Genomic DNA, 22,234 nt, shown 5'->3' on the forward strand with positions numbered 1-22,234 from the left:
GAGCTGGCGGCACTGCCGGAGGGCATCCGGACCCGCGCGGAACGCGCGCTGCGCACGGGCGACCGGATCGACCGGTTCATCCCCGGCTTCCTGCTCGACTCGCCGCTCAGCCTCGTCGGCTACTGGTGGGGCACGGCGATCGGCTGGATCTGGGGCACGCTGTGGAGCACGGGGCCCGTCGAGCGCCGCGCCGGCCTGTGGGTGTTCCGCGGTCTTCCGGCGTGGGCCTTCCCGCGCGGCGGGGTGTGCGTCGGCGGCTGTTTCCTCACCGGCGATGCCCCGGTGACCGACCGGCTGCTCGCCCACGAGGCGGTCCACCGCGCGCAGTGGCGTCGGTATGGCTTCCTGATGCCGCTGCTCTACCTGCTCGCGGGTCGCGACGCCCTGCGCAACCGGTTCGAGATCGCCGCGGGCCTCCGCGCCGGCGGCTACGTGCGCACGCGCTGATCCCGAAGGTCCGCGCGAGGGCTCAGCGGTCGGCGAAGATCCCGAAGCGCTGAGGCGTGCGGATGCGCTCGGGCGCGACGCCGAGGCGCTCGGTCAGGTGATCGGCGATGTCGGCCGTGCCGAGGAACCCGCCGAGCAGATCGACCTGGGTCCGGTCGTCCTCGTCGCACATCATCTCGTCGGCCCACGCCGTAACGGCGCGCGTGAGGGCGGCGCCGGCAGCGCACGAGCGGCCGGTGCCGGGCGCTCCCGAGCGCGCGGAGCGGTCGAGCCAGGTGACGACCATGCGCGGCGGCGCCTCGACCTCGGCGATCCAGCCGGCGTCGGGGACCTCGATGAAGATCCGGCCGGTGGCGCAGAACGGCAGCGTCGTCAGCAGGAGCTCGAGGTCGCCGAGCGAGTGCTCGTCGGCCGTCACGAGGTGCTGCACGCGCGTGTGACGCGAGGCCCGGCAGGCGGAGGCGCTGTGCTCGCCGCGGGTACCCGGGAGGCGCTGGTCGACGGAGGTCATGATGCCCCCAGTCTACGCCCTTTTGAGGGTTGCCTTACCTCACCCTCGGAGGGCGGGAGTCACGCCTCGATGAGGGTCCGGCGCAGCTGGGCGAGCTCGTCGTCGGTCATGCCGTGCGCGCGCAGGTAGTCGCCGGCGGAGCCGTGCTCGGCCCGCACCTGCGCGAGCACGTCGCGCATCACCGGCGCCGGCGACTTCGTGGCGAGCTCCTCGAGGTGCTTCGCGTCGGGGTAGGCCTCGCGGATCCGCGCGAGCATCCTGTCGCCGCGCCAGGCGGGGAGGTTCTGCTCGGTGAGCGCGTAGTCGGCGACGACCGCGTCCTCGTCCACCCCGGCCGCGGCGAGCGCGAGCGCGACCGTGATGCCGGTGCGATCCTTGCCGACCGTGCAGTGGATGACGACGGGCTCGGCCCCGAGGATGCCCCGGATGGCCGTGACGAGGCGATCGCCCGAGCGCTCGAGCAGCGCGCGGTACATCTGCGCGAGCGAGATGTCCTCGACGAAGAACGAGGTGACGGAGCCGAGGAACAGCGGCACGCGGAGGGTCTCCACATCCCCCACCCGGCTCGGCGCGTGCGCGACCTCGTCGTCGGAGCGCAGATCGATGACCCGCCGCACCCCGAGCTCCCGGAAGGCCACTCCGCCGACCTCGTCGACGCCGGCGAGGTTGCCCGAGCGGTAGAGGACGCCCGAGCGCGTGCGCGATCCGCCCGCCGGCAGACCGCCGATGTCGCGGAAGTTGACCGCGCCGGGCACAAGACTCATCGCCCGCCCCTCACGCCTGCGTCGCGGGAGCGGCCGCGCCGCCCTCGCGCGGCGGCACCGGGTAGCGTCCCGCGATGACGACCCGGTTGAACGCGTTGATCGAGATGGCGAGCCAGCTGACCCCGAGGTACTCCTTCTCGCTCAGCACGGCGCCCACGCGGTCGTACACGTCGTCGGGGATGCCGCCGCGGTGGATGAACGTGTAGGCCTCGGCGAGCTCGAGCGCCGCGCGCTCGCGCTCGGTGAACACCCCCGACTCGCGCCACACGGGAAGCTGGGCGAGATCGTCGTAGCCGATGCCGGCGGCGAGGCCGCGGTCGGAGTGGATGCGCGTGCAGTACGCGCAGGAGTTCAGCTGCGAGCAGTGAAGCAGCACCAGCTCCTTCAGCCGATCGTCGACGCCGTTCTCCTTGGCGATGCGGCCGACCTCGCGCGAGAAGGCATCGAGTGCCTTGTACGCGGTCGGCTCCGACTTCGAAAGATGCACGCGCGGCTGGGCCATGCTGACACCCTATCGAGCAGGATGGACCCTGGCACGAAAGCGCCTCCGGATCAGAGTGCACGCTCTTCTTTCGAACGAAAGGCGGATCTGCTCAGATTTCCGCCGCGCATTTGCGCACATCGATCCGCGATTTCCCCGTGTCGCCGAATCGGCGGCACAATGGGACCCGCGCGGCGCATCCGGCGTCGCCCTCCTCCGACCGGAAGCCGCCCTCGTGACCGAGACTCCCGCCGCCGCCATGGCGGATGACGCGCGCGATGAGTTCTCCTATCTGCCGGGTCAGGCCGCCCACCTGGGAACGGCCGTCCCCGCCGCGGAGCGCCTCCGGCTCGATCTGCCGGATGGACGCGCGCTCAGCGCGGTGCGCCTCGGCACGCAGCGGCCGCGGATCGTGCTGCTGCACGGTGCGGGTCTGAACGCCCACACCTGGGACACCACCTCCCTCTCCCTCGGAGAGGCCGTGCTGGCGGTCGACCTCCCCGGGCATGGCGACTCCTCCTGGCGGGACGACGCGGACTACCGGCCCCGCACCCTCGCCCCCGACGTCATCCGCGGCATCGAGGCCTGGACGGCCGGGCCCGTGGTGCTCGTCGGTCACTCGCTCGGCGGCCTCACCGCGGCCGCGGTCGCCGCTCAGCGCCCCGACCTCGTCGCGGCGCTGCTGCTCATCGACATCACGCCGGGCGCGGCGGGCGGCAGCGGCTCGGCCGAGCTGCGCCGCTTCTACGAGGAGACGGTGTTCGACTCGCGCGAGGCGGTCGTCGAGCGCGCCACGGCATTCGGGCTCGGCGGCACGCTCGAGGACACCCGCCGCGGCGTCTTCCACAACACCCGCGTGCGCGCGGATGGACGCGTCGAGTGGAAGCACCACTTCGCACGCCTCGCCCAGCAGGCCCTCGCGGCCCCCGCGGAGGGCTCGCCGGCCCCGCTCGTCGACGACAGCTCGTGGGACGACCTCGCGTCGGTCGCCGCGCCCCTCACGCTCGTGCGCGCCACGCGCGGCTACATCGACGACGAGGCGGCGGCCGAGTTCGCGCACCGGCTCCCGGGCGCCGCCGTGGTCGAGCTGGATGCCCCGCACAACGTGCAGGAGGTCGCCCCGGGCGCCCTCGCAGCACTGATCTCGTCGGCGCTGCGCGCCGCCGGCCCCTCGCTTCCCCCGACCACCGTCGCAGCGCCCCTCGGCGCCGCCGCGGCTGACCCCACCGCGGATCCGGCCTGACCGGCGATCCGCACGGCGCACCCGAGCGCCGCCCGCTCCGAGAGGACACAATGCACAGCTTCTTCACCCGCCGCCCCCGCCGCCTCGCGGTCGCGGGCCTCGCCGTCGTCGCGGCGGCCCTCGCTGGCTGCACGACGGCCCCGACGACCGTCGGCCCCACGGGCGAGCCCGAGCCCCAGGCGACCCTGCGCCTGGGCATCCCGCTGACCCCCGAGAACATGGACATCCGCCACACGGCGGGCGTCGCGCTCGAGCAGATCCTGATCGACAACGTCTACGAGGGTCTCGTCGCCCGCACCGCCGAGAACGAGATCGTGCCGTCGCTCGCGACCGAGTACGAGGTCTCCCCCGACGGCCTGCAGTACACGTTCACGCTGAACCAGGGTGTGAAGTTCCACGGGGGCGGCGACCTCACCGCCTCCGACGTCGTCTCCAGCTACAACGCCGTGCGCGAGGACGAGGCGCTGCGCGGTCACGCCGAGCTGGCGCACGTCGTCTCGGTCGAGGCCCCGGACGAGCACACCGTCGTGCTGACGCTCGATGCCCCCGACCAGAACCTCCTCTTCTGGCTCACGGGGCCCGCGGGTCTGGTCTTCGACGAGGGCGACGAGACCGACCTTCGCACCGCCGCCAACGGCACCGGGCCCTTCCGCCTCGACGACTTCACCAAGGGCGTGGGCGCGACCCTGACGCGCTTCGACGAGTACTGGGGCGAGGCTAGCGGTGTCGCGGCCGTCGAGGTCTCGTACATCCCCGACCCCACCGCGGCCCTGAACGCGGTGCTCGACGGCAGCGTCGATGTCTTCAACCGGATCCTTCCCGAGTTCGCGCCCGAGATCGAGGGCGTGAACGGGTTCTCGGTCACGCGCGGCCGCTCCACCTCCGAGGGCACGCTCGCGTTCAACAACGCCGTGGCGCCCTTCGACGACGTGCGCGTGCGCGAGGCGCTGCGCCGCGCGATCGACCACAACGCGCTCGTGGAGGCCCTCGGCGGCGGCACCGTCCTCTACGGCCCGGTGCCCGAGCTCGACCCCGGCTACGAGGATCTCGCCGGTGTCGCCGACTACGACCCCGAGGCGGCCCGCCAGCTGCTCGCCGACGCCGGCCAGGACGACCTGACGCTCGAGCTGACGATCCCGAACCACTACAGCACAACGATCGCGACTTACCTCGTCTCGGCGTTCCACGACATCGGCGTGGAGCTGAAGGTCAACACCGTCGAGTTCTCCACGTGGATCGACGACGTGTACACGAACAAGGACTACCAGCTGAGCTTCGTCGAGCACGCCGAGCCCCGCGACTTCGCCAACTACGCGAACCCTGGCTACTACTTCGGGTACGACAACCCCGAGGTGCAGGAGCTGTACGCCGAGGCGATCGCCGCCGTCGACCCGGCCGAATCGGCCGAGCTCATCGCGCAGGCGGCCCGCATCGTGTCCGAGGACCACGCGGCAGACTGGCTGTATGTGGCGGACGAGATCACGGCCGTGGGCCCCGGCGTCGAGGGCTTCCCCGTCGACTCGACCACGTCGCGCATCGACCTCTCGGCCGTCACGCTGGCGACCGAGTGACGCGGAACCGGTGACGCGCTCCGCATGACCCGCATCGCATGATCCGCTACCTGCTCACGCGGCTGGTCCTCCTCGCGGTGGGCCTGCTCGTGGCGAGCGCGCTGATCTTCACGGTGCTCCGCGTGCTTCCGGGCGACGTCGCACAGCTCATCGCGGGGACGCAGGGATCCGCCGCGCAGGTCGCCGCCATCCGGGAGCAGCTGGGCCTCGACCGGCCGCTTCCGGAGCAGTACCTGTCCTGGATCGGCGGCGTGCTGACCGGTGACCTGGGCTCGTCCCTCCTGACGGGTGCCCCGGTCGCCGATCAGCTGTGGCAGAAGGCCCAGGTCACGGTGCCGCTCGGCATCCTGTCGATGCTCGTCGCGCTGCTGATTGCGGTGCCCTTCGGCGTGCTCTCGGCCGTGCGCCGGGGCCGCGCCGACGGCACCGCCCTCAGCGTCGCCTCGCAGGCGCTCGCCGCGGTGCCGGTGGTGTGGGCGGGGATGATGCTCGCCGTGCTGTTCGCGGTCGTGCTGGGCTGGCTTCCCGCGCAGGGGTTCCCGCGATCCGGCTGGCGCACCCCTGACCTCGCGCTGCGCTCGCTCATCCTTCCCGCACTGACGATCGGCATCGTCGAGGGTGCGATGCTGATGCGGTTCGTCCGCAGCGCGACGCTGCAGGCCATCGGGCAGGACTTCGTCCGCACGGGAGCCGCGAAGGGGCTCACCCGCACCCAGTCGCTCATCCGGCACGGTCTTCCCTCGGTCGGCCTGTCCATCGTCACGGTCCTGGGGCTTCAGGTGGCGGGAATCGTGGTCGGCGCGGTCGTGATCGAGCAGGTGTTCAACCTGCCGGGGATCGGCCGGATGCTGGCGACGGACGTCGGAGCCCGGGATCTGATGATGGTGCAGGGCGAGCTGCTCGTGCTCACCGGCCTCGTGCTGCTCATCGGCTTCGTCGTCGACCTCGTCCACCACGCGATCGACCCCCGGCAGCGGGAGGCGGCATGAACACGCTCTCCCGCCTGTGGCGCCTGTCGACCGGCCGGTTCGGCCTGATCGCCGTCGCCGTCATCGGCATCACCGCGATCGCCTCCCTGTTCTGGACGCCCTTCGATCCGAGGAGCGTCGACATCGCCGCGCGCTGGGGGATGCCCGGCTGGCCCCACCTGCTCGGCACCGACGGAACGGGTCGCGACATCCTGAGCCTGCTGATGGTCGGCGCGCGCACGACGATCCTCGTCGCGGTCGGCGCCGGGCTCGTCGCGACGGCCGTCGGCATCCTGCTCGCCGCGCTCGGCGCGCTGACCCCGCGATGGACGCGCGAGGCGGTCGCCGTGCTCATCGACATCCTGATCGCCTTCCCCGTCCTGCTGATCGCCATGATGATCTCCTCGGTCTGGGGCGGATCGCTCTGGGTCGTCGTGTGGTCGGTCGGCATCGGGTTCGGCGTCAGCATCGCGCGCGTGACGCGCCCCGAGCTGCGGCGCGTGCGCGGCAGCGACTACGTGCTCGCGGGGCAGGCGTCCGGGCTGACCGCGCTGCAGAACCTTCGCACCCATTTGCTCCCCAACGTGGCGCCCGTGTTCATCGTGCAGCTGTCGTGGTCGATGGCGGTCGCCGTGCTCGCCGAGGCCGGGCTGTCCTACCTCGGCTTCGGCGCATCCGTGACGTCGCCGTCCTGGGGGCTGCTGCTCGCCGAGCTGCAGCAGTACCTGCAGATCCACCCGCTCTCGGTGGTGTGGCCGGGCCTGGCGATCACGCTCACCGTGCTCGCCCTCAACCTGCTCGGCGACGCGCTGCGGGAGGCGACGGATCCGACCCTCCGCGGCCGCGACGCGGCCTCGCACGGCCCCCGCGCGATCCCCCACACGACGCCGGGGGTGGTCGCATGATGCGGTGCCGGAGGCTCCTCATTGCATGCGATGTACTGAGCGAGCGGAGCGAGTCGAAGTGACGCTCGAGGTGCAGGATCTCGCGATCGAGATCGGCGGCCGCCGCGTCGTCGACGGGATCTCCTTCGCCGTGCCGGACGGAGCCCGCGTCGGGCTGATCGGCGAGTCGGGATCGGGCAAGTCCCTCACCGCGCTCGCGATCCTCGGCCTCCTCCCCGACGGCGCGACCGCGCACGGAAGCATCCGGTGGAACGGGCGCGAGCTGATCGGATTGCGCGACCGCGAGCTCGCGACCCTCCGCGGCGACGAGCTCGGCATCGTGTTCCAGGAGCCGCAGACCGCGCTCAACCCGATCCGGACGGTCGGCCGTCAGATCGCCGAGTCGGTGCGGATCCACCGCGACGTCTCCCGCGCGGAGGCGCGCCGCATCGCCGTGACGGAGGCCCGGCGGGTGCGGCTTCCCGACCCCGAGACGATCGTGCGACGCTACCCGCACCAGCTCTCGGGCGGGCAGCGTCAGCGCGTCGCGATCGCGATGGCCCTCGCCTGCGAGCCCCGCCTGCTGATCGCGGACGAGCCGACGACGGCGCTCGACGTCACCATCCAGGCCGAGATCCTGCAGCTGCTGCTGGGGCTCGTCGCCGACAGCGGGATGTCGCTGGTCTTCATCACGCACGACCTCGCCGTGCTGTCGCAGGTCGCGACGCACGGGGTCGTGCTGGAACACGGTCGCGTCGTCGAGGAGGGACCGGTCGCGCAGCTGCTGTCGGCACCCGCCCATCCCGTGACGCAGGGCCTGCTGCGCGACGCGACCGCGACGCTCTGGCGGCCGTCGTCGGGAGGGGCTCCGTCATGAGCGAACCGCTGATCCGCGCGCGCGGGGTGAGCCGCCGCTACCTGCTCCCCCGCGAGACGCTGTTCTCGCCGCGCCGCGAGAACGTCGCCCTCACCCCGACCGACCTCGACGTCGCCGAGGGGTCGGCGCTGGGCGTCATCGGCGAATCCGGATCGGGCAAGTCCACGCTCATCCGGCTGCTGCTGGGCCTCGACCGGCCCACCACCGGCACCGTCGAGTTCGACGGGCGGTCGGTGGACGCGGCGGCGTCGGCCCGCTCGCTTCACTGGCTGCGGCGCGAGACCGGCATCGTGTTCCAGGATCCGTACGCCTCGCTGGATCCGCGGATGACGGTCGAGCGGATCGTCGCCGAGCCGCTCTGGGCCCTCGGCGTCGACGGCGACCACGCGGCGCGGGTGCGCGAGGTGCTCGCCGACGTGGGCCTCGAACCGGAGATGGCGTCGCGGTACCCGCACGAGTTCTCGGGCGGGCAGCGCCAGCGCATCGCGCTCGCGCGGGCGATCGCGCACCGCCCGCGCGTGCTCGTGGGCGACGAGCCCCTCTCGGCGCTCGACGTCACCGTGCGCGCCCAGATCCTCGAGCTGCTCGCCGGGCTCCGTGCGCGCGACGGGCTCACCCTCGTGCTCGTGTCGCACGACATCGGCGTGGTCCAGAGCCTGTGCGACACGGTCGCCGTCATGAAGGACGGCGCCGTCGTCGAACACGGCACGACCTCGGATGTGCTGCTGCGACCCCAGCACGACTACACGCGCCGCCTGCTCGCCGCGATTCCCACGATCGGCTGAGGCACGGGGCTTCCGGGTCAGACCCGGGCCCTCAGCCGCTCGATCGCGTCGAGCTCGTCCGCAGCAAGCGGACCACGCGCCTCCGCCGCGAGGCAGGCCTCGAGCTCGGCGCGGTTCTTGACGCCGAGCACGACCGTCGCGATCCCCGGCGCGGTGAGCGCCCAGCGGTGCGCGAGGTCCTCGGGCGTCTGCCCGAGCTCTGCGGCCAGCGCCCGGAAGCCCGCGGCGCGCGCGAAGTCCCGGACGACGGTGCTGTCCGGCTCGACGGCGCGATCGATGCCGCTCGTCAGCGCTCCCGCGGCGACCGCCCGGATGCCGATCACCGGCACGCCGGCCGCGCCGGCCGCCTCGACGGCCTCCTCCTGCGCCGGCCGCGGCTCGTCGCCGAACATCCACATGTCGCCCGCGAGATCCAGCGCGTTGACCGCGAGCTGCACCGCATCGGGCCGCTCCTGCGCGGCGAGCGCGGCCTGAACGGCATCCGGGTGGCCATGCCCGGTGATGCCCCAGGCTCGGATGGTGCCCGCGTCGCGCAGCCGGATGAGCTCGGGCACAACGAGCTCGGCGCACCGATCCCAGCCGATCATGTTGTTCGTCGGCTCGGAGGCCCCGGGGCGCCGCAGCTGGCTGTGCACAAGCAGCAGGTCGAGGTGTTCGAGGCCGAGGCGCTCGAGGCTGGCGGTGAGGCTCTCGCCGATGCGCGCCACCGGATCGGCCACCTCGTCGTCGGGAACCTGCACCTTGGTTGTGACGAGCGGGGGCGAGCCGCGCCACGTGCGCAGGGCCTCGCCCACCACCACCTCGGATTCGCTGCCGGGGCCGTAGCTCGGCGCGACGTCGAGGTGGGTGATGCCGCCGTCGAGCGCGGCGTGCACGGTGGCGATCGCCTCGGCGCGATCCGTCGCGCCCCAGACGCCGCCGATCCCGCCGCCGCCGAGCGACAGCGCGCTGACCGTTCCCAACCGTCCGAACGGGCGTGTCTCCATAAGTCCTCCTGACCGTCCCGGCCCGCGACCGCGGGCCTCTGCGCATCCACTCTCGTCCGCCATGGACTGGGGCAACAGACCAATCGGGCCTCTATAATCCGGACCATGAGCACGGCGGGCCAGGTGGATATCGGCCTGTTCCTGGACCTGGAGAGCCGGAACGGGCCGCGTCACCAGCGCGCCGCGGCCGCGGTTCGCGACGCCATCCGCGCCGGCCGCCTTGCCCCCGGCGAACGACTGCCCGCCTCCCGCGCGCTCGCCGCCGACCTCGGCGTCTCGCGATGGGTCGTGGTCGAGGCATATGAGCAGCTCACGGCAGAGGGCTACCTCGAGGCGAGGCGCGGTGCCGGCACCACGGTCGCGCGCGCGGCCGCGGCGCAGGCGGGACCACGGGATGACCTCCCCTCCGTGCCGCCCGGCGGCACGCAGCCGCACCTCGACCTGAGACCGGGCCAGCCGGATCTCTCCGCGTTCCCGCGATCCGCCTGGCAGCGCGCCTACGTCGCCGCGGCACGATCCGCAGCCACCGACGAGCTCGGGTACCCGGCCGCCGCCGGCATGCCGACCCTGCGGCGCACGATCGCCCGCTATCTCCGCCGCGTGCGCGGCATCAGCGCGAGCCCGGATGAGGTGGTGATCACCCTCGGCACCGCGGCCGGTGTGAGGCTGCTCGCGCGCGCCCTCGTCGCACGGGGAGCCTCCGAGCTGGTCGTCGAAGAGCCAGGGTGGCAGGTGCTGCCCGCGGTCGCCCGCGACTGCGGGTTGAGGATCACGCCGTGGGCCGTCGACGAGGAGGGGCTCGTGCTCGAGGGGCTTCCCCGCGCGGACGCCGCGCTCGTCACGCCCGCCCACCAGTTCCCCTCCGGGGCCGCGATGTCACCGGAGAGGCGGCGGGGGCTCCTCGCCTGGGCGTCGGCGCACGGCGCGTTCGTGATCGAGGACGACTACGACGCCGAGTTCCGCTACGACCGGCGCCCGGTCGGCGCGCTCGCCGGCCTGGATCGCCACCGCGTCGCCTACCTCGGATCGGTCAGCAAGACCCTCGCTCCCGGGCTCCGACTCGGCTGGCTGGTGGTCCCTCCCGAGCTGCGCCCGGCGGTCGACGCGGTGCTTCCGCTGCACGCGCTGCCGTCCGCGCTGGATCAGCTCGCCCTCGCCCGGCTGATGGAGTCCGGCGCGTACGACCGGCACCTCCGCGCGATGCGTCACAGATACCGCGAGCGCCGCGACGCTCTGGTGGCGGCGCTGCATCGCGAATCGCCCGGGACCGTCGTCGGCGGGATCGCGGCGGGTCTTCATCTGTCGCTTCCGCTGGGCGACCCCGGGAGGGCTCAGGAGGTCGCCGCCTCCCTGGCCCGAGCCGGCGTGCTCGTCGCCGGCCCGGAGCGCTACTCGAGCACGTCGACAGGGGCGATCGTGCTGAGCTACGCCCGGCTCCCCGTCGAGCGCGCGCCGGAGGCGGCCCGCCTCATCGCCCGATCCCTTCGCTGACGCGCACGTCGGCGGCGACGCTCAGCTGAGGCTGCCGGCGCTCCCCGCGGCCGCGAGGAAGAACGCCCCGAGAACCACCGCGAACACGAGGAAGAGCACGGTGAGCACAAGGAAGATGTAGCCGAGCACGAGCCCCGTGACCGCCATCCCCTTGCCGCCGAGGCCCTCGCGCCGGATCTGGCCGAGCGCGATGTGCCCGAAGATCACCGCCGCGAGCGGGAGCAGGGGCGTGAACCATCCGATGACCGGAATCCACGAGACGAAGACCGGGAAGGAGGACAGGATCCCGAGGATCATCGCCGTGATCGCCGTCCCGCTGTTGCGGGGTCCGGCGGGCACGAGGTAGGCCGGGGCGTACACCTGCATCGGCTGCGACGGCGCATACTGCGGCTGCGTCGGCGGCTGCAGCGACTGCGGCTGATGCTGCGGCGGCTGATCCGGATACGTCATGCGGCTCCCCCTCGGTCTGCGCTGTGCGCGGTGCGCTCTGAGCGTAGCGGTCCGACAGGAGGCGAGGGACCGCGGCGCATTCCCGCACCGCGCCGCGTGCGACGGACCTTCACAGCTCGTTCACCTTCGGGCCACCGTCACGACAGGCGGATGGGGAGGAGTCCCCCTAGGTTGCCGGAGTCGGCCATACAGCTCGACTCGTCCCGGGCCGGCATCCTCCTGCATTCCACATACCCGGAAGGTACTCATGCAGACCACCCTGAAGCGCGGCCTCGCGCTGACCGCGGGCCTCACGCTCGCATTCGGACTCGCCGCCTGCTCGTCCACCCCCGCCGCGGAGGAGACCCCCGCCGGCGACGCGGCCGCCGAGGCTCCCGCGACCGAGGGCACGTTCGCGAAGGACGAGAACACCATCGTCTTCGCCACGCTCCCCGACCACGAGGGCGCCGACCAGGATGCGCAGCCGATCGCCGACTGGATCGCCGAGATCACCGGCAAGACGGTCGACTTCTTCCCGGCCACCGACTACACCGCCGTCGTCCAGGGGCTCGCCTCGGGTCAGATCGACGTGGCGCAGATCTCGGCCTTCACGTACTACCAGTCGCAGGCGGCGGGCGCTGAGATCGAGCCCATCGGCGCGCAGATCACCGAAGAGGGCGCCGAGCCCGGCTACTACTCGGTCGCCATCGCCAACCCCGAGTGGGACGGCTCCACTCTCGCGGACTTCGCCGACGAGCCCATCTGCTTCGTGAACCCCACGTCGACGTCGGGCTTCGCCGTGCCCATGGGCGGCCTTGTCGGCGCCGGTGTCGAGGTCGCCGACGAGAACATCATCGCCCCCGAGGGCGGCTCGCACGACCTGAACGCCGCCAAGGTGGCCGAGGGCACCGAGTGCCAGGTCGGGTTCGCGCAGGACATCGACGCCGACCCGCTCATCGAGTCGGGCGACCTCGTTCAGGTCGAGCGCGTGCTCGCCCCCGGCGCTCCGATCGTCATGCAGGCCGCGCTGCCCCAGGACGTCAAGGACCAGCTGACCGCCGAGATCGCCGACTCGACCCAGGAGTCGCTGACCGACGCCGGCATCGAGCTGAACGACTTCCTCAAGGAGAGCTGGTTCGGCTTCGGCAAGGTCGACGACGCGTACTACGACCTGATCCGCGACCTCTGCACCGAGGTCGCCGACAAGGTCGAGGCCTGCCAGGCCTGACCTTTCCAGGATGGGGGCCGCCCGCGGGCGGCCCCCATCCCGCCCTTCCCGGCCCCGACACGGAAAAGAACTGAGATGACGAACCCCGCCTCCCCTGCCGTCGAGATCACCGGCCTGGGGAAGACCTACCCCGGCGCCGCAAGCGCCGCTCTGACGGGGGTGTCGCTGTCGGTCGCCCGTGGCGAGATCGTCGTGCTGCTCGGCTTGTCCGGATCGGGCAAGTCCACGCTGCTGCGGCACATCGACGGGCTCGAGAGCCCGACTGCCGGAACCGTCGTCTCCCTCGGTGAGGACGTCGCCTCGCTGAAGGGCCGCGCCCTGCGCGAGCTGCGGGGCAAGATCGGCTTCATCTTCCAGCAGTTCGAGCTCGTCGGCCCGCTGACGGTGCTCGAAAACGTCCTCGCCGGCGCCCTGTCGACGCTCTCCGGTCCGCGCATCGGCATCTGGATGTACCCGGCGTCGCTGCGCCGCAAGGCGCTCGAGCACCTCGAACGGGTGGGCCTGCTCGAGCGTGCCTACCAGCGCGCCGACACGCTCTCCGGCGGTCAGCAGCAGCGCGTGGCGATCGCCCGCGCGCTCATGCAGGACCCGGAGATCCTGCTCGCCGACGAGCCGGTCGCATCGCTCGACCCCGAGTCGAGCAGCCAGGTCATGGCCCTCATCCGCGAGATCGCGGCCGAGCGCGGCCTCACCGTCGTCTGCTCGCTGCACCAGGTCGAGCTCGCCCTCGGCTGGGGCGACCGCATCGTCGGACTGCGCGCGGGCGAGGTCGTCCTCGACACCTCGACCGACGGCCTGAGCAAGGACCAGGTCATGGAGATCTACGGCCGCGTCGCGACGTCCACGAGCGAGATCATCGCCATCGAAGCAGAACTCGCGGCCGCCCGCGAGCAGGTGCTCGCCGGAGAGATCCGCCACGCCGCCGCCGCCGAGCGCCTCGCTCAGGACACCGCGAACGAGGACCCGGCATGACAACGCTGACCGAGGCGGCCCCGGCCTCCCTCGCGGAGCGGATCGCCACCGTCCCGCGCCCTCGGCCTCGCCTTGCGACGATCGTCAGCGCGGCGACGCTCATCGCCATCGCCGTCCTCGGGGTCGTGTCGTTCATCGGCCTCGACTACAGCGTCAAGACGCTGGATGCGACGTGGGGCAACATCGCCCGATTCCTCGGCATGGCCACGCCCATGCAGTGGCCGGGCTGGGAGGTCTCGGGAGTCCGCGGCTCCGAGGGCACCGTCTACACGACCACCTGGGTCGGCGTCGAGCCGATCTGGCACATGGTCGACATCATCCTGCTCACGCTCGCGCTCACGATCGCCGGCACCGCGGTCGCCGTGCTGCTGTCGATCCCCGTCGCGTACGGCGCCGCCGCGAACACCAGCCCTCACCCCGCCGTGCGCGCCATCTGCCGTGGCATCGGCGTCGTCTGCCGTGCGATCCCCGACGCGGCCATCGCCGTCTTCCTCATGTTCCTCTGGTTCGGCGCGGGAATCCTTCCCGCCATCGTCGCGGTCGGCATCCACTCCGTCGGCATGATCTCGAAGATGTTCGCCGACGCGATCGAGCAGACCGACGAGGGCCCGCGCCAGGCGATCCGCTCGGCCGGCGGATCCGACGTTCAGCAGTTCTGGGCGGGAGTCTTCCCCCAGGCGCTTCCCGCGTGGATCGCCGTCGCGCTTCACCGCGCCGACATCAACCTTCGCGGCACGGTCATCCTCGGCTACGTCGGCGTCGCCGGCATCGGCGCTGAGCTCAGCGGTGCCCTGCACGCCGGGCCGGCAGGCATGCGCCGGGTCATCCCGCTCGTTGTCATCATCATCGCGCTCTGCATCGTCTTCGAGGTCGTCTCGTCCGCGATCCGCGCCAGGCTTCTCAACGTGCGCCCTACGGGCAAGGGCGCCGGCGACACGATCGTGCGCAACGCGATGAAGCTCGCCGAGAAGGCGGCCGCGGCGAGGTCGGACGATCGCGCCGCACGCATCGAGACGACGATGCAGCGCCCGTGGGATGGCGCGCGCGTGAGGACGATGATCTGGATCTGGGCGGGCGTCCTGATCGTGATCGCCTCGTTCGTCTACGTGCAGCCCGATCTCACGCGCCTCTACTCGGACTGGCGCTTCGATCAGGTGCACAACGAGGCGCTCGACCGCGCCGTGTGGCCCATCACGATCGGCGACCGCGGCTGGGACACGGTGCTCGCGGCGGCCTTCGTGACACTCGAGGTCGCGTTCGCGGCGACCCTCATGGGCGCCGTCATCTCGGCCGTCGTCGGTCCCCTGTCGGCGCGCAACGTCGCCCCCAACAGTGCGGTGCGCAACTTCTTCCGCGGCCTCGCGGTGTTCATCCGCGCAGTGCCCGATCTTGTCGTGGCGATCCTGTTCATCATCGCGACGGGATTCGGCCCGCAGGCAGCCGCGCTCGCGCTGGGCGTCGGCGGCGTCGGCCTCCTCGCGAAGCTGATCGGCGACTCGATGGAAGAGGTCGACAGCGGCCCGGAACGCGCCCTCGTCGCGGGCGGATCCACCCGGTCGCAGGTGTTCTTCGCGTCCACGGTCCCGATGTCGGTCCCGGCACTGGTGAGCCACGTGCTCTACCTGCTGGAGCAGAACATCCGCTCGGCGACCGTGCTCGGAATCGTCGGCGGCGGCGGCATCGGCTTCCTGCTGCTGAACGCCATGAACGGGCGTCATTTCGACCAGATGCTCGCGTTCCTGCTCGTCATCATCGCGATGGTGGTCGTGGTCGAGTCGGCGTCGCTGCTGATCCGCCGCGCCCTGAAGTGATGCCCGACCGCTACGACCTCGCGGTCGTCGGCGCCGGCATCGTCGGCCTCGGCCACGCCGCCGCGGCGATGGAGCGCGGCCTGAAGGTCGTCGTGATCGACCGCGCCACAGCGATCACCGGCGCCACGGTGCGCAACTTCGGCCACGTCGGCACGACGATGCAGGCCGGCGAGGGCCGCGACTACGCGGAGCGGGCGCGGGAGCTGTGGCTGCGCTACGCACCGCGCGCCGGGTTCTGGCTGCGTCAGACCGGCACGCTCATCGTCGCGCACGCCGAGGACGAGCTCGCGGTGCTGAGCGAGTCGGTGCCCGGTCAGCTGCTCGACGGCGAGGCAGTGCGCCACCGCGTGCCCGTGCCCGGCGCGATCGGCGGCGCGTTCCTGCCCCGCGACCTGCAGGTGGACCCACGGGAGGCGGCGCCCCGGCTCGCCGACTACCTGTCGCGCCGCGGGGTCGACTTCCGCTGGCGCACCGCGGCCCTCGGCGTCGAGCCAGGCATGCTGCACACGAGCCGCGGCGAGATCTCGGCGGCCGCGATCGTCTTCGCCGTGAACTTCGACGTCGACCATCTCTTCCCCGGCATCGCCGAGGAGCACGGGATCGTGCGCTGCGGGCTCGACATGATGCTCGCCGACGGCGTCGGCCTCGGGGTGCCGCTGCTGACCGGATCGTCCCTGCTGCGGTACTCGGCGTTCGCCGGCACGCCGTCCGTCGCCCGGTTGCGCGAACGCCTGCGCACCGAGCAGCCCGAGCTGATCGCGCACGACGTGAACCAGATGTACACCGAGCGTCCCGACGGCACGCTCGTCGTCGGCGACACGCACTACCGCGACGTGACCGTGACGCCGTTCCAGGACGAGGCGGCGTTCGAGCTGCTGGAGCGACGCGCGCGCGAGCTGTTCGGCCGATCCGAGCTGCGCATCCGCCAGCGCTGGCAGGGCGTCTACGCGTCGGCACCGCGGGACTTCCTGCGGGCCGCCCCGATGGACGGTGTGCGCGTCGTGTCGGTCACGACGGGCATCGGCATGACGACGGGCCTGGGCCTCGCCGAGTCGGTCGTGTCGGACCTGTTCGGCTGATCGCGCCGCGACCGGTCGTTGAGCGGAGTGAGCGCCAGCGAGGAGTCGAAGCCATCGGTCGTGGACCTGTTACGGCGGCTTCGACTCGCTGGCGCTCGAGCGCCAGCGAGGAGTCGAAACCACCGGCGGTGCGCCGCGGGTCAGTCCTCGCTGCCGAAGATCCGCTTCAGGATGCCGGTCTTCTTCTTCGGGTTGAGCTGCTTCTGCAGGTACACGGTGCCGAGCCAGCGGTCGAACTTGTAGCCGACCTTGCCCATCCGGCCCACCTCGACGAAGCCGAGCTTCTCGTGCAGCGCGATCGAGCTCTCGGCGCCCTTGTCGCTGATCACGGCGACGAGCTGGCGCAGGCCGATCTCCTCGCAGGCCTCGATGAGCGCCTCGAGCAGCGCGCGCCCGAGGCCCTTTCCCCGCGCCGCCTGGCCGAGGTAGATCGAGTTCTCCACCGTGTAGCGGAACGCCGACTTGCCCGCCCACGGCGACACCAGCGCGTATCCCAGCACCTGGCCGCTCGGGCTCACTGCCACGAGGAACGGCAGGCCGAGCTTCTGCAGGTGGTCGGACTTCTCGCGCCACCGCTTGTGGCTCCAGGCCTTCTCGTCGAAGGTGACCACCGAGTTTCGCACGTAGTAGTTGTAGATCTCGCGGATGTCGGGGATGTCCGCGGGCGTCGCCGGCCGGATCTCGTACGTGAAGGGCCGCTCGGGGTCGGGCCGCTTCTGCAGGTGCCGCGGCAGCACGCGGCGCTTCTGGTACTCCTCCTCCAGCATGGGTCTCAGCCTAGGCGGGGATGCGCCAGTCGATCGCGGCGGCGCCCTGCTGCTCGAGCAGGGAGTTCACGCGCGAGAACGGCCGGGATCCGAAGAATCCGCGGCTCGCCGACAGCGGCGAGGGGTGCGCCGACTCGACCCGGGGCACCGCGCCGAGCATCGGCTTCAGGCTCGAGGCGTCGCGCCCCCACAGGATGGCGACGAGCGGCGCGTCCCGCTCGACGAGCGTGCGGATCGCGTGCTCGGTCACCTTCTCCCAGCCCCAGCCCCTGTGCGATGCGGGAGAGCCGGGACGCACGGTGAGCACCCGGTTGAGCAGCATGACCCCCTGGTCGCTCCAGGCCGACAGGTCGCCGTGCGGCGCGGGCGCGATGCCGAGGTCGTCCTGCAGCTCGCGGTAGATGTTGCCGAGGCTCCGCGGCAGCGGGCGCACGTGCTTCTCGACCGCGAAGGACAGGCCGATCGGATGCCCCGGGGTCGGGTACGGATCCTGGCCGGCGATCAGCACGCGCACGTCCGCGAGCGGCCGTTGGAAGGCGCGCAGCACGTGCTCCCCGGCCGGCAGATAGCCATGCCCGGCGGCGACCTCGCCGCGCAGCCTCTCCCCGAGGGCGGCGATGTCGCCGGCGACGGGCGCGAGCGCCTCGGCCCAGCCCGGATCCATCAGTCCGGCCGCGGCGAGCTCCGGCAGGGTCATCGCCATCTCAGGCCGATGCCTCCAGGCCCGCGTCCTCCTCGCGCACGGTTCCCTTCCATGACCACGGGAAGTCGATCCACAGATCGGTCGCCTTCCAGGCGTAGTCCGGCTCGATGATCGTCGTCGGCTTGGTGTAGATCGTGACGGAGCGCACATCCGCTCCCCGGCCCTTGAGCAGGTCGACGGCGAGCGCGAGCGTGCGACCCGAGTCTGCGACGTCGTCGACGAGCAGCACGCGGCGTCCGTCGAGGTACGCCATGTCGAGCTCGGGGGGAAGCACCTCGGGAGCATCGAGCACCGTGCCGATGCCGGTGTAGAACTCGACGTTCAGGGCGCCGCAGTTCTTGGCGCCGAGGCCGTACGCGATCGCTCCGGCCGGCAGCAGCCCGCCGCGCGCGATCGCGACGACGACCTCCGGCTCGAAGCCGTCGGAGAGGATGCGCCGCGCGAGATCGCGGGTCGCTTCGCCGAAGCCGTCCCAGGTGAGCCGCTCGCGGATGTCGGTGTCTGCCACGCAGGTCCTTCCAGTCGTGTGTGGGTGATCAGTCGCGCGGCGTCAGGGGGCCGCGCGCGAGGATGTGCTGGGCCGACTGCGCGACGGGGCGCATGGTCACCAGGTCGAGGTTGACGTGGCCGGGCGCGTTCAGCGAGTAGGCGATCACGTCGGCGACGTCCTCGGCCACGAGCACGCCGTCGACGCCCTCGTACAGCGCGTCCGCGGCGGCCTTGTCACCCAGGCGGTTGAGCGTGAACTCCTCGGTGTGCACCATGCCGGGGGCGATCTCGATCACCCGGATCGGCTCGCCGTTGAGCTCCTGCCGCAGGGCCTTGACGAGCATCCCCTCCCCCGCCTTGGCGGCGTTGTAGCCGCCGCCGCCCGGGTAGGCGACCTGCGCCGCGGTCGAGGTGACGAACAGGGTGTCCGCGTGGCCCGATCCGGATCGGATGGCGTCGCGCAGCTGGGGCAGCAGGGCCTTCACCAGACGCTGGGCCGAGAGCACGTTGACCTCGAACATCCAGGTCCAGTCGTCCGCGTCGCCGTCCTCGATGCGGTCGGTGCCGCGGGCGCCGCCGGCGACGTGGACGAGCGCGTGGATGCCGCCGGTGGCCGCGATGTGGGCGGCGAGCGCGTCGATGTCGACCTGAGCGGTGAGGTCCGCCGCGAAGACCGCGGCACCGGTCTCATCCGCGAGGGCCTGGAGTCTGTCGGCGCGGCGCGCGACGCCGAGCACGTCCCATCCGCTCGCCCGCAGGGCGCGCACCGTGGCGGCCCCGATCCCCGAGCTCGCTCCCGTCACGACCGCGCGCCGCGGGGCGCCTGCTTCGGTGTTCGTCACCTCTCAAACCTACCGGCCGTCATGCGGACGTATGTGACGCCGCGTGTCCGCTCCGTTGCCCGGCTCCGACGGCGGACGTAACGTCGGTGCAAGGCCGCGCACGGCCCGCCGACTTCACCCTGACCGGAGGTTCCCATGGCCGAGAACACCTCGTCGCCGCAGCTGCGTTTCGAGACCCTGCAGATCCACGCCGGCGCTGCGCCGGATCCGGTCACGGGCGCCCGCGCGACGCCGATCTACCAGACGACGTCGTACGTGTTCCGCGACTCCGACCACGCGAAGAACCTGTTCGCGCTGGCGGAGCCCGGCAACATCTACACGCGCATCCAGAACCCGACGCAGGATGTCGTCGAGCAGCGCCTCGCCGCCCTCGAGGGCGGCACGGGCGCGCTGCTGGTGGCGAGCGGGCAGGCCGCCGAGACCTTCGCCGTGCTGAACATCGCGCAGGCCGGCGACCACATCGTCTCGTCGTCGTCGATCTACGGCGGCACGTACAACCTGTTCAAGTACACGCTCGCGAAGCTCGGCATCGAGGTCTCGTTCGTCGAGAACCAGGATGACCCCGGCGCCTGGCGCGCGGCCGTCCGCCCGAACACGAAGCTGTTCTTCGCCGAGACGATCGGCAACCCGCAGATCAACGTGCTCGACATCCGCACGGTCGCCGACATCGCCCACGAGAACGGCGTGCCGCTCATCGTCGACAACACGATCGCGACGCCGTACCTGATCCGCCCCTTCGAGCACGGCGCCGACATCATCGTCCACTCGGCGACCAAGTTCCTCGGCGGTCACGGCACGGTCATCGGCGGCGTCATCGTCGACGGCGGCCGCTTCCGCTGGTCGGAGAACGGCGAGAAGTTCCCGGGTCTCACCACGCCCGACCCCTCGTACCACGGCGCCGTCTACACCGATGCGGTCGGCGACGAGCTCGCCTACATCATCAAGGCGCGCGTGCAGCTCCTGCGCGACCTCGGCGCCTCGATCGCACCCCAGAGCGCCTGGCAGCTCATCCAGGGGATCGAGACCCTGTCGCTGCGCGTCGAGCGCCACGTCCACAACGCGCAGCAGGTGGCCGAGTGGCTCGAGAACCACCCCGACGTCGCGACCGTGAACTACTCGGGGCTTCCCACCTCGCCCTGGTACGCCGCGGCGAACACGTACGCCCCGAAGGGCGTGGGCGCGGTGCTGTCGTTCGAGCTCAAGGGCGGCGTCGACGCGGGTCGCACGTTCGTCGACTCGCTGCAGCTGTTCAGCCACCTGGCGAACATCGGCGACGTGCGCTCGCTCGTCATCCACCCCGCCTCGACGACGCACTCGCAGCTGACCCCCGAGCAGCAGCTCAGCGCGGGCGTCACGCCCGGCCTCGTGCGGCTGTCGGTCGGCCTCGAGAACGTCGACGACCTGATCGCCGACCTCGAGCAGGCGCTCGCCGCGGCGCGCAGCATCTCGTCTGCCCGCTTCGCGGGGTAGTGCATCGAACGCGATCGATCGCTCGCCCGACGCTTCGCGCCGGGACTCGCGCTCGATGTGCTGTCACTCCGCTCCATCGACGACGGACGTCACATTCTCGGGACGGTCGGCAGTCGCTGCGCTCCACGCTCACTTCGTTCGCACCGCGCCTCCCTGACGGAAGAGCCCGCCCCTCGTAATACGGCACGGTCTCTCCCCGCGGCCCGGGCAGAATGAAGCGCATGGACTGGCAGATCTCCGAGGACACGGTGCCGTCGAGCATGGTGACGGAGGCCGACGCCCGGTCGATGGTCGGCCGTCCCCCGGCCTCGGGCGCCTGGCGCGACGGCGACCCGGCCGGCGACCGCCGGTTCGCCTCCTTCGGCGAGCTGCGCCTCGAGGGCGGCGGCATCCTGCCGTCCTTCCGGATCGCGTACGAGACCTGGGGCGAGCTGAATCCGGCGCGCGACAACGCCATCCTGATCGCGCACGCGCTCACGGGCGACAGCCACGTGCGCGGCGACGCCGGCCCCGGGCATCCGACGGCCGGCTGGTGGGGCGACATCGTCGGCCCCGGCGCCCCCATCGACACCGACCGCTGGTTCGTGGTGGCGCCGAACATCCTCGGCGGCTGCCAGGGATCGACGGGCCCCGCGAGCATCCACCCCGACGGCGAGGCGTGGGCGGCACGATTCCCGTATCTGACCGTGCGCGATCAGGTGGCGGCGCAGGCGCGACTCGCGGACGCCCTCGGCATCGACGTCTGGGCGGCGGTGATCGGCGGCTCGATGGGCGGGATGCACGCGCTCGAGTGGGCCGTCGGAGAGCCGGATCGCGTCGCCCGCCTCGCGGTGCTGTCGGCGCCTCCCGTGACGACGGCCGACCAGATCGCCCTGAACTCGGTGCAGCTCGAGGCGATCCACATCGACCCGCGCTTCCGCGGCGGCGAGTACTACGAGGCCGCGGCCGGCGACGGACCGCATCGGGGCCTGGCGCTCGCCCGCCGGATGGCGCTGCTGAACTACCGCAGTCCCACCGAGCTCAACTCGCGGTTCCAGCGCTCGTGGCAGTCGGGCGTCAGCCCGCTCGGGCACGGGGGTCGGTTCGCGGTCGAGTCGTACCTCGACTTCCACGGCAACAAGTTCACGCGGCGCTTCGACGCGAACTCGTACATCCGACTCGTCGGCGCGATGGACTCCCACGACGTCGGCCGCGATCGGGGCGGCGTCGAGGACGCCCTCGGCCGCGTGACGGCGACGTCCCTTGTGCTCGGCATCGACTCGGATCGCCTGTTCCCCATCGACGGCCAGCACCGGATCGCGCGCGGCATCCCGCGGACGCTCGACGGGGACGAGGCGGTCGTGCTGAACAGCGACTTCGGGCACGATGGATTCCTGATCGAGACCGCCGCGGTCGGAGCGCATCTGCGGCGCCTGCTCGCGAGCGACTGACCGAGG

General features: G+C 72.0%; 23 protein-coding genes. 14 read left to right on the forward strand and 9 right to left on the reverse strand.

Translation table 11 applies throughout. The features are described 5' to 3' along the window. Window positions 1–48: 48 nt before the first annotated feature. Window positions 49–447, forward strand: a complete 399-nt coding sequence (locus ABD161_RS12960) for a Fe-S oxidoreductase (RefSeq protein ID WP_344003797.1) — start codon at window positions 49–51, stop codon at window positions 445–447. Between the two features lie 22 nt (window positions 448–469). Here ABD161_RS12960 and ABD161_RS12965 read toward each other — a convergent pair whose 3' ends face one another. From ABD161_RS12965 to ABD161_RS12975, 3 genes are read right to left on the reverse strand one after another with little or no spacing between them, the layout of a single operon-like run. Beyond that, window positions 470–958, reverse strand: coding sequence for an SIP domain-containing protein (locus ABD161_RS12965; protein ID WP_344003640.1), 489 nt, complete (start codon window positions 956–958; stop codon window positions 470–472). Window positions 959–1,017: 59 nt separating this feature from the next. Then, window positions 1,018–1,722, reverse strand: coding sequence for a tyrosine-protein phosphatase (locus tag ABD161_RS12970; RefSeq protein WP_344003643.1), 705 nt, complete (start codon window positions 1,720–1,722; stop codon window positions 1,018–1,020). Window positions 1,723–1,732: 10 nt separating this feature from the next. Further along, window positions 1,733–2,224: a carboxymuconolactone decarboxylase family protein gene (locus tag ABD161_RS12975; protein ID WP_135114281.1), complete on the reverse strand. Its 492-nt coding sequence runs from the start codon at window positions 2,222–2,224 to the stop codon at window positions 1,733–1,735. Window positions 2,225–2,438: 214 nt separating this feature from the next. Between ABD161_RS12975 and ABD161_RS12980 the strand changes: the two genes are divergently transcribed. The 6 genes from ABD161_RS12980 to ABD161_RS13005 are packed head-to-tail and all read left to right on the forward strand — an operon-like array spanning window position 2,439 to window position 8,531. Continuing rightward, on the forward strand, window positions 2,439–3,446 hold the full coding sequence (locus tag ABD161_RS12980; protein WP_344003647.1) for an alpha/beta fold hydrolase: 1,008 nt from the start codon (window positions 2,439–2,441) through the stop codon (window positions 3,444–3,446). Between the two features lie 50 nt (window positions 3,447–3,496). Next, on the forward strand, window positions 3,497–5,017 hold the full coding sequence (locus ABD161_RS12985) for an ABC transporter substrate-binding protein (protein WP_344003650.1): 1,521 nt from the start codon (window positions 3,497–3,499) through the stop codon (window positions 5,015–5,017). 38 nt (window positions 5,018–5,055) lie between these two features. Beyond that, a complete protein-coding gene (locus tag ABD161_RS12990) occupies window positions 5,056–6,006 on the forward strand; it encodes an ABC transporter permease (RefSeq protein ID WP_344003653.1) in 951 nt (316 codons plus the stop codon). Further along, window positions 6,003–6,890, forward strand: a complete 888-nt coding sequence (locus ABD161_RS12995; RefSeq protein WP_344003656.1) for an ABC transporter permease — start codon at window positions 6,003–6,005, stop codon at window positions 6,888–6,890. Before ABD161_RS12990 ends, ABD161_RS12995 begins: the two co-directional genes overlap by 4 nt. A gap of 58 nt (window positions 6,891–6,948) precedes the next feature. Further along, a complete protein-coding gene (locus tag ABD161_RS13000) occupies window positions 6,949–7,746 on the forward strand; it encodes an ABC transporter ATP-binding protein (RefSeq protein ID WP_135114285.1) in 798 nt (265 codons plus the stop codon). Beyond that, window positions 7,743–8,531 carry an ABC transporter ATP-binding protein gene (locus tag ABD161_RS13005; RefSeq protein WP_135114286.1) on the forward strand — a complete coding sequence of 263 codons (789 nt, stop codon included), beginning with the start codon at window positions 7,743–7,745 and terminating at the stop codon, window positions 8,529–8,531. The genes ABD161_RS13000 and ABD161_RS13005 overlap by 4 nt, the downstream gene beginning before the upstream one ends. 17 nt (window positions 8,532–8,548) lie before the next feature. Here ABD161_RS13005 and ABD161_RS13010 read toward each other — a convergent pair whose 3' ends face one another. Next, entirely contained in the window at window positions 8,549–9,517 is a 969-nt protein-coding gene (locus tag ABD161_RS13010; RefSeq protein ID WP_344003663.1) for an aldo/keto reductase, read from the reverse strand. Between the two features lie 105 nt (window positions 9,518–9,622). On the opposite strand from ABD161_RS13010, the gene pdxR reads away from it, so the two are divergent. Beyond that, window positions 9,623–11,008: a MocR-like pyridoxine biosynthesis transcription factor PdxR gene (gene pdxR / locus ABD161_RS13015; RefSeq protein ID WP_344003666.1), complete on the forward strand. Its 1,386-nt coding sequence runs from the start codon at window positions 9,623–9,625 to the stop codon at window positions 11,006–11,008. 21 nt (window positions 11,009–11,029) lie between these two features. Here the strand turns inward: pdxR and ABD161_RS13020 are convergent, their stop codons facing one another. Further along, the gene (locus tag ABD161_RS13020; protein WP_344003669.1) at window positions 11,030–11,458 is read right to left on the reverse strand and encodes a DUF4190 domain-containing protein; all 429 of its coding nucleotides are present in this window, start codon (window positions 11,456–11,458) and stop codon (window positions 11,030–11,032) included. Between the two features lie 247 nt (window positions 11,459–11,705). Here ABD161_RS13020 and ABD161_RS13025 point away from each other — a divergent pair, with 247 nt between their 5' ends. The 4 genes from ABD161_RS13025 (at window position 11,706) to ABD161_RS13040 (ending at window position 16,527) form a co-directional block, all read left to right on the forward strand. Then, window positions 11,706–12,665, forward strand: coding sequence for a PhnD/SsuA/transferrin family substrate-binding protein (locus tag ABD161_RS13025; protein ID WP_344003672.1), 960 nt, complete (start codon window positions 11,706–11,708; stop codon window positions 12,663–12,665). A gap of 75 nt (window positions 12,666–12,740) precedes the next feature. Further along, window positions 12,741–13,637 (forward strand): phosphonate ABC transporter ATP-binding protein, encoded by an 897-nt coding sequence (gene phnC / locus ABD161_RS13030; protein ID WP_344003675.1) that lies wholly within the window; start codon window positions 12,741–12,743, stop codon window positions 13,635–13,637. After that, window positions 13,634–15,448: a PhnE/PtxC family ABC transporter permease gene (locus ABD161_RS13035; protein ID WP_344003678.1), complete on the forward strand. Its 1,815-nt coding sequence runs from the start codon at window positions 13,634–13,636 to the stop codon at window positions 15,446–15,448. The genes phnC and ABD161_RS13035 overlap by 4 nt, the downstream gene beginning before the upstream one ends. Beyond that, the gene (locus tag ABD161_RS13040; RefSeq protein ID WP_344003681.1) at window positions 15,448–16,527 is read left to right on the forward strand and encodes a TIGR03364 family FAD-dependent oxidoreductase; all 1,080 of its coding nucleotides are present in this window, start codon (window positions 15,448–15,450) and stop codon (window positions 16,525–16,527) included. Before ABD161_RS13035 ends, ABD161_RS13040 begins: the two co-directional genes overlap by 1 nt. Before the next feature lie 140 nt (window positions 16,528–16,667). On the opposite strand, the gene ABD161_RS13045 is transcribed toward ABD161_RS13040, so the two are convergent. From ABD161_RS13045 to ABD161_RS13060, 4 genes are read right to left on the reverse strand one after another with little or no spacing between them, the layout of a single operon-like run. Next, window positions 16,668–17,294, reverse strand: coding sequence for a GNAT family N-acetyltransferase (locus ABD161_RS13045; protein WP_344003684.1), 627 nt, complete (start codon window positions 17,292–17,294; stop codon window positions 16,668–16,670). Between the two features lie 10 nt (window positions 17,295–17,304). Continuing rightward, window positions 17,305–17,997 carry a uracil-DNA glycosylase gene (locus ABD161_RS13050; protein ID WP_344003687.1) on the reverse strand — a complete coding sequence of 231 codons (693 nt, stop codon included), beginning with the start codon at window positions 17,995–17,997 and terminating at the stop codon, window positions 17,305–17,307. Between the two features lies 1 nt (window position 17,998). After that, complete coding sequence (locus ABD161_RS13055; protein ID WP_344003690.1) at window positions 17,999–18,505, reverse strand: phosphoribosyltransferase; 507 nt, start codon at window positions 18,503–18,505, stop codon at window positions 17,999–18,001. Window positions 18,506–18,533: 28 nt separating this feature from the next. Continuing rightward, window positions 18,534–19,328 (reverse strand): SDR family oxidoreductase, encoded by a 795-nt coding sequence (locus ABD161_RS13060; protein ID WP_344003693.1) that lies wholly within the window; start codon window positions 19,326–19,328, stop codon window positions 18,534–18,536. A 135-nt stretch (window positions 19,329–19,463) separates the two neighbouring features. On the opposite strand from ABD161_RS13060, the gene ABD161_RS13065 reads away from it, so the two are divergent. Together ABD161_RS13065 and metX are read left to right on the forward strand one after the other, a co-directional pair. After that, window positions 19,464–20,798 (forward strand): bifunctional o-acetylhomoserine/o-acetylserine sulfhydrylase, encoded by a 1,335-nt coding sequence (locus ABD161_RS13065; protein ID WP_344003696.1) that lies wholly within the window; start codon window positions 19,464–19,466, stop codon window positions 20,796–20,798. 221 nt (window positions 20,799–21,019) lie between these two features. Continuing rightward, a complete protein-coding gene (gene metX / locus ABD161_RS13070; protein WP_344003698.1) occupies window positions 21,020–22,228 on the forward strand; it encodes a homoserine O-acetyltransferase MetX in 1,209 nt (402 codons plus the stop codon). The last annotated feature ends 6 nt before the right edge of the window (window positions 22,229–22,234 follow it).

It is taken from the genome of Microbacterium paludicola, from assembly GCF_039529675.1.
GTDB classification, from domain to species: Bacteria; Actinomycetota; Actinomycetes; order Actinomycetales; family Microbacteriaceae; genus Microbacterium; species Microbacterium paludicola.

Bases quoted from the DNA above. Each gene is read 5' to 3' on its own strand.
- ABD161_RS13065 (WP_344003696.1), top strand. From the start codon at position 19,464: ATGGCCGAGAACACCTCGTCGCCGCAGCTGCGTTTCGAGACCCTGCAG.
- ABD161_RS13040 (WP_344003681.1), top strand. From the start codon at position 15,448: ATGCCCGACCGCTACGACCTCGCGGTCGTCGGCGCCGGCATCGTCGGC.
- ABD161_RS13010 (WP_344003663.1), bottom strand. From the start codon at position 9,517: ATGGAGACACGCCCGTTCGGACGGTTGGGAACGGTCAGCGCGCTGTCG.
- ABD161_RS13050 (WP_344003687.1), bottom strand. From the start codon at position 17,997: ATGGCGATGACCCTGCCGGAGCTCGCCGCGGCCGGACTGATGGATCCG.
- ABD161_RS12970 (WP_344003643.1), bottom strand. From the start codon at position 1,722: ATGAGTCTTGTGCCCGGCGCGGTCAACTTCCGCGACATCGGCGGTCTG.
- phnC (WP_344003675.1), top strand. From the start codon at position 12,741: ATGACGAACCCCGCCTCCCCTGCCGTCGAGATCACCGGCCTGGGGAAG.
- ABD161_RS13045 (WP_344003684.1), bottom strand. From the start codon at position 17,294: ATGCTGGAGGAGGAGTACCAGAAGCGCCGCGTGCTGCCGCGGCACCTG.
- ABD161_RS13035 (WP_344003678.1), top strand. From the start codon at position 13,634: ATGACAACGCTGACCGAGGCGGCCCCGGCCTCCCTCGCGGAGCGGATC.
- ABD161_RS12965 (WP_344003640.1), bottom strand. From the start codon at position 958: ATGACCTCCGTCGACCAGCGCCTCCCGGGTACCCGCGGCGAGCACAGC.
- ABD161_RS13005 (WP_135114286.1), top strand. From the start codon at position 7,743: ATGAGCGAACCGCTGATCCGCGCGCGCGGGGTGAGCCGCCGCTACCTG.
- ABD161_RS12995 (WP_344003656.1), top strand. From the start codon at position 6,003: ATGAACACGCTCTCCCGCCTGTGGCGCCTGTCGACCGGCCGGTTCGGC.
- ABD161_RS12985 (WP_344003650.1), top strand. From the start codon at position 3,497: ATGCACAGCTTCTTCACCCGCCGCCCCCGCCGCCTCGCGGTCGCGGGC.
- ABD161_RS13020 (WP_344003669.1), bottom strand. From the start codon at position 11,458: ATGACGTATCCGGATCAGCCGCCGCAGCATCAGCCGCAGTCGCTGCAG.
- ABD161_RS13025 (WP_344003672.1), top strand. From the start codon at position 11,706: ATGCAGACCACCCTGAAGCGCGGCCTCGCGCTGACCGCGGGCCTCACG.
- ABD161_RS12975 (WP_135114281.1), bottom strand. From the start codon at position 2,224: ATGGCCCAGCCGCGCGTGCATCTTTCGAAGTCGGAGCCGACCGCGTAC.
- pdxR (WP_344003666.1), top strand. From the start codon at position 9,623: ATGAGCACGGCGGGCCAGGTGGATATCGGCCTGTTCCTGGACCTGGAG.
- metX (WP_344003698.1), top strand. From the start codon at position 21,020: ATGGACTGGCAGATCTCCGAGGACACGGTGCCGTCGAGCATGGTGACG.
- ABD161_RS12990 (WP_344003653.1), top strand. From the start codon at position 5,056: ATGATCCGCTACCTGCTCACGCGGCTGGTCCTCCTCGCGGTGGGCCTG.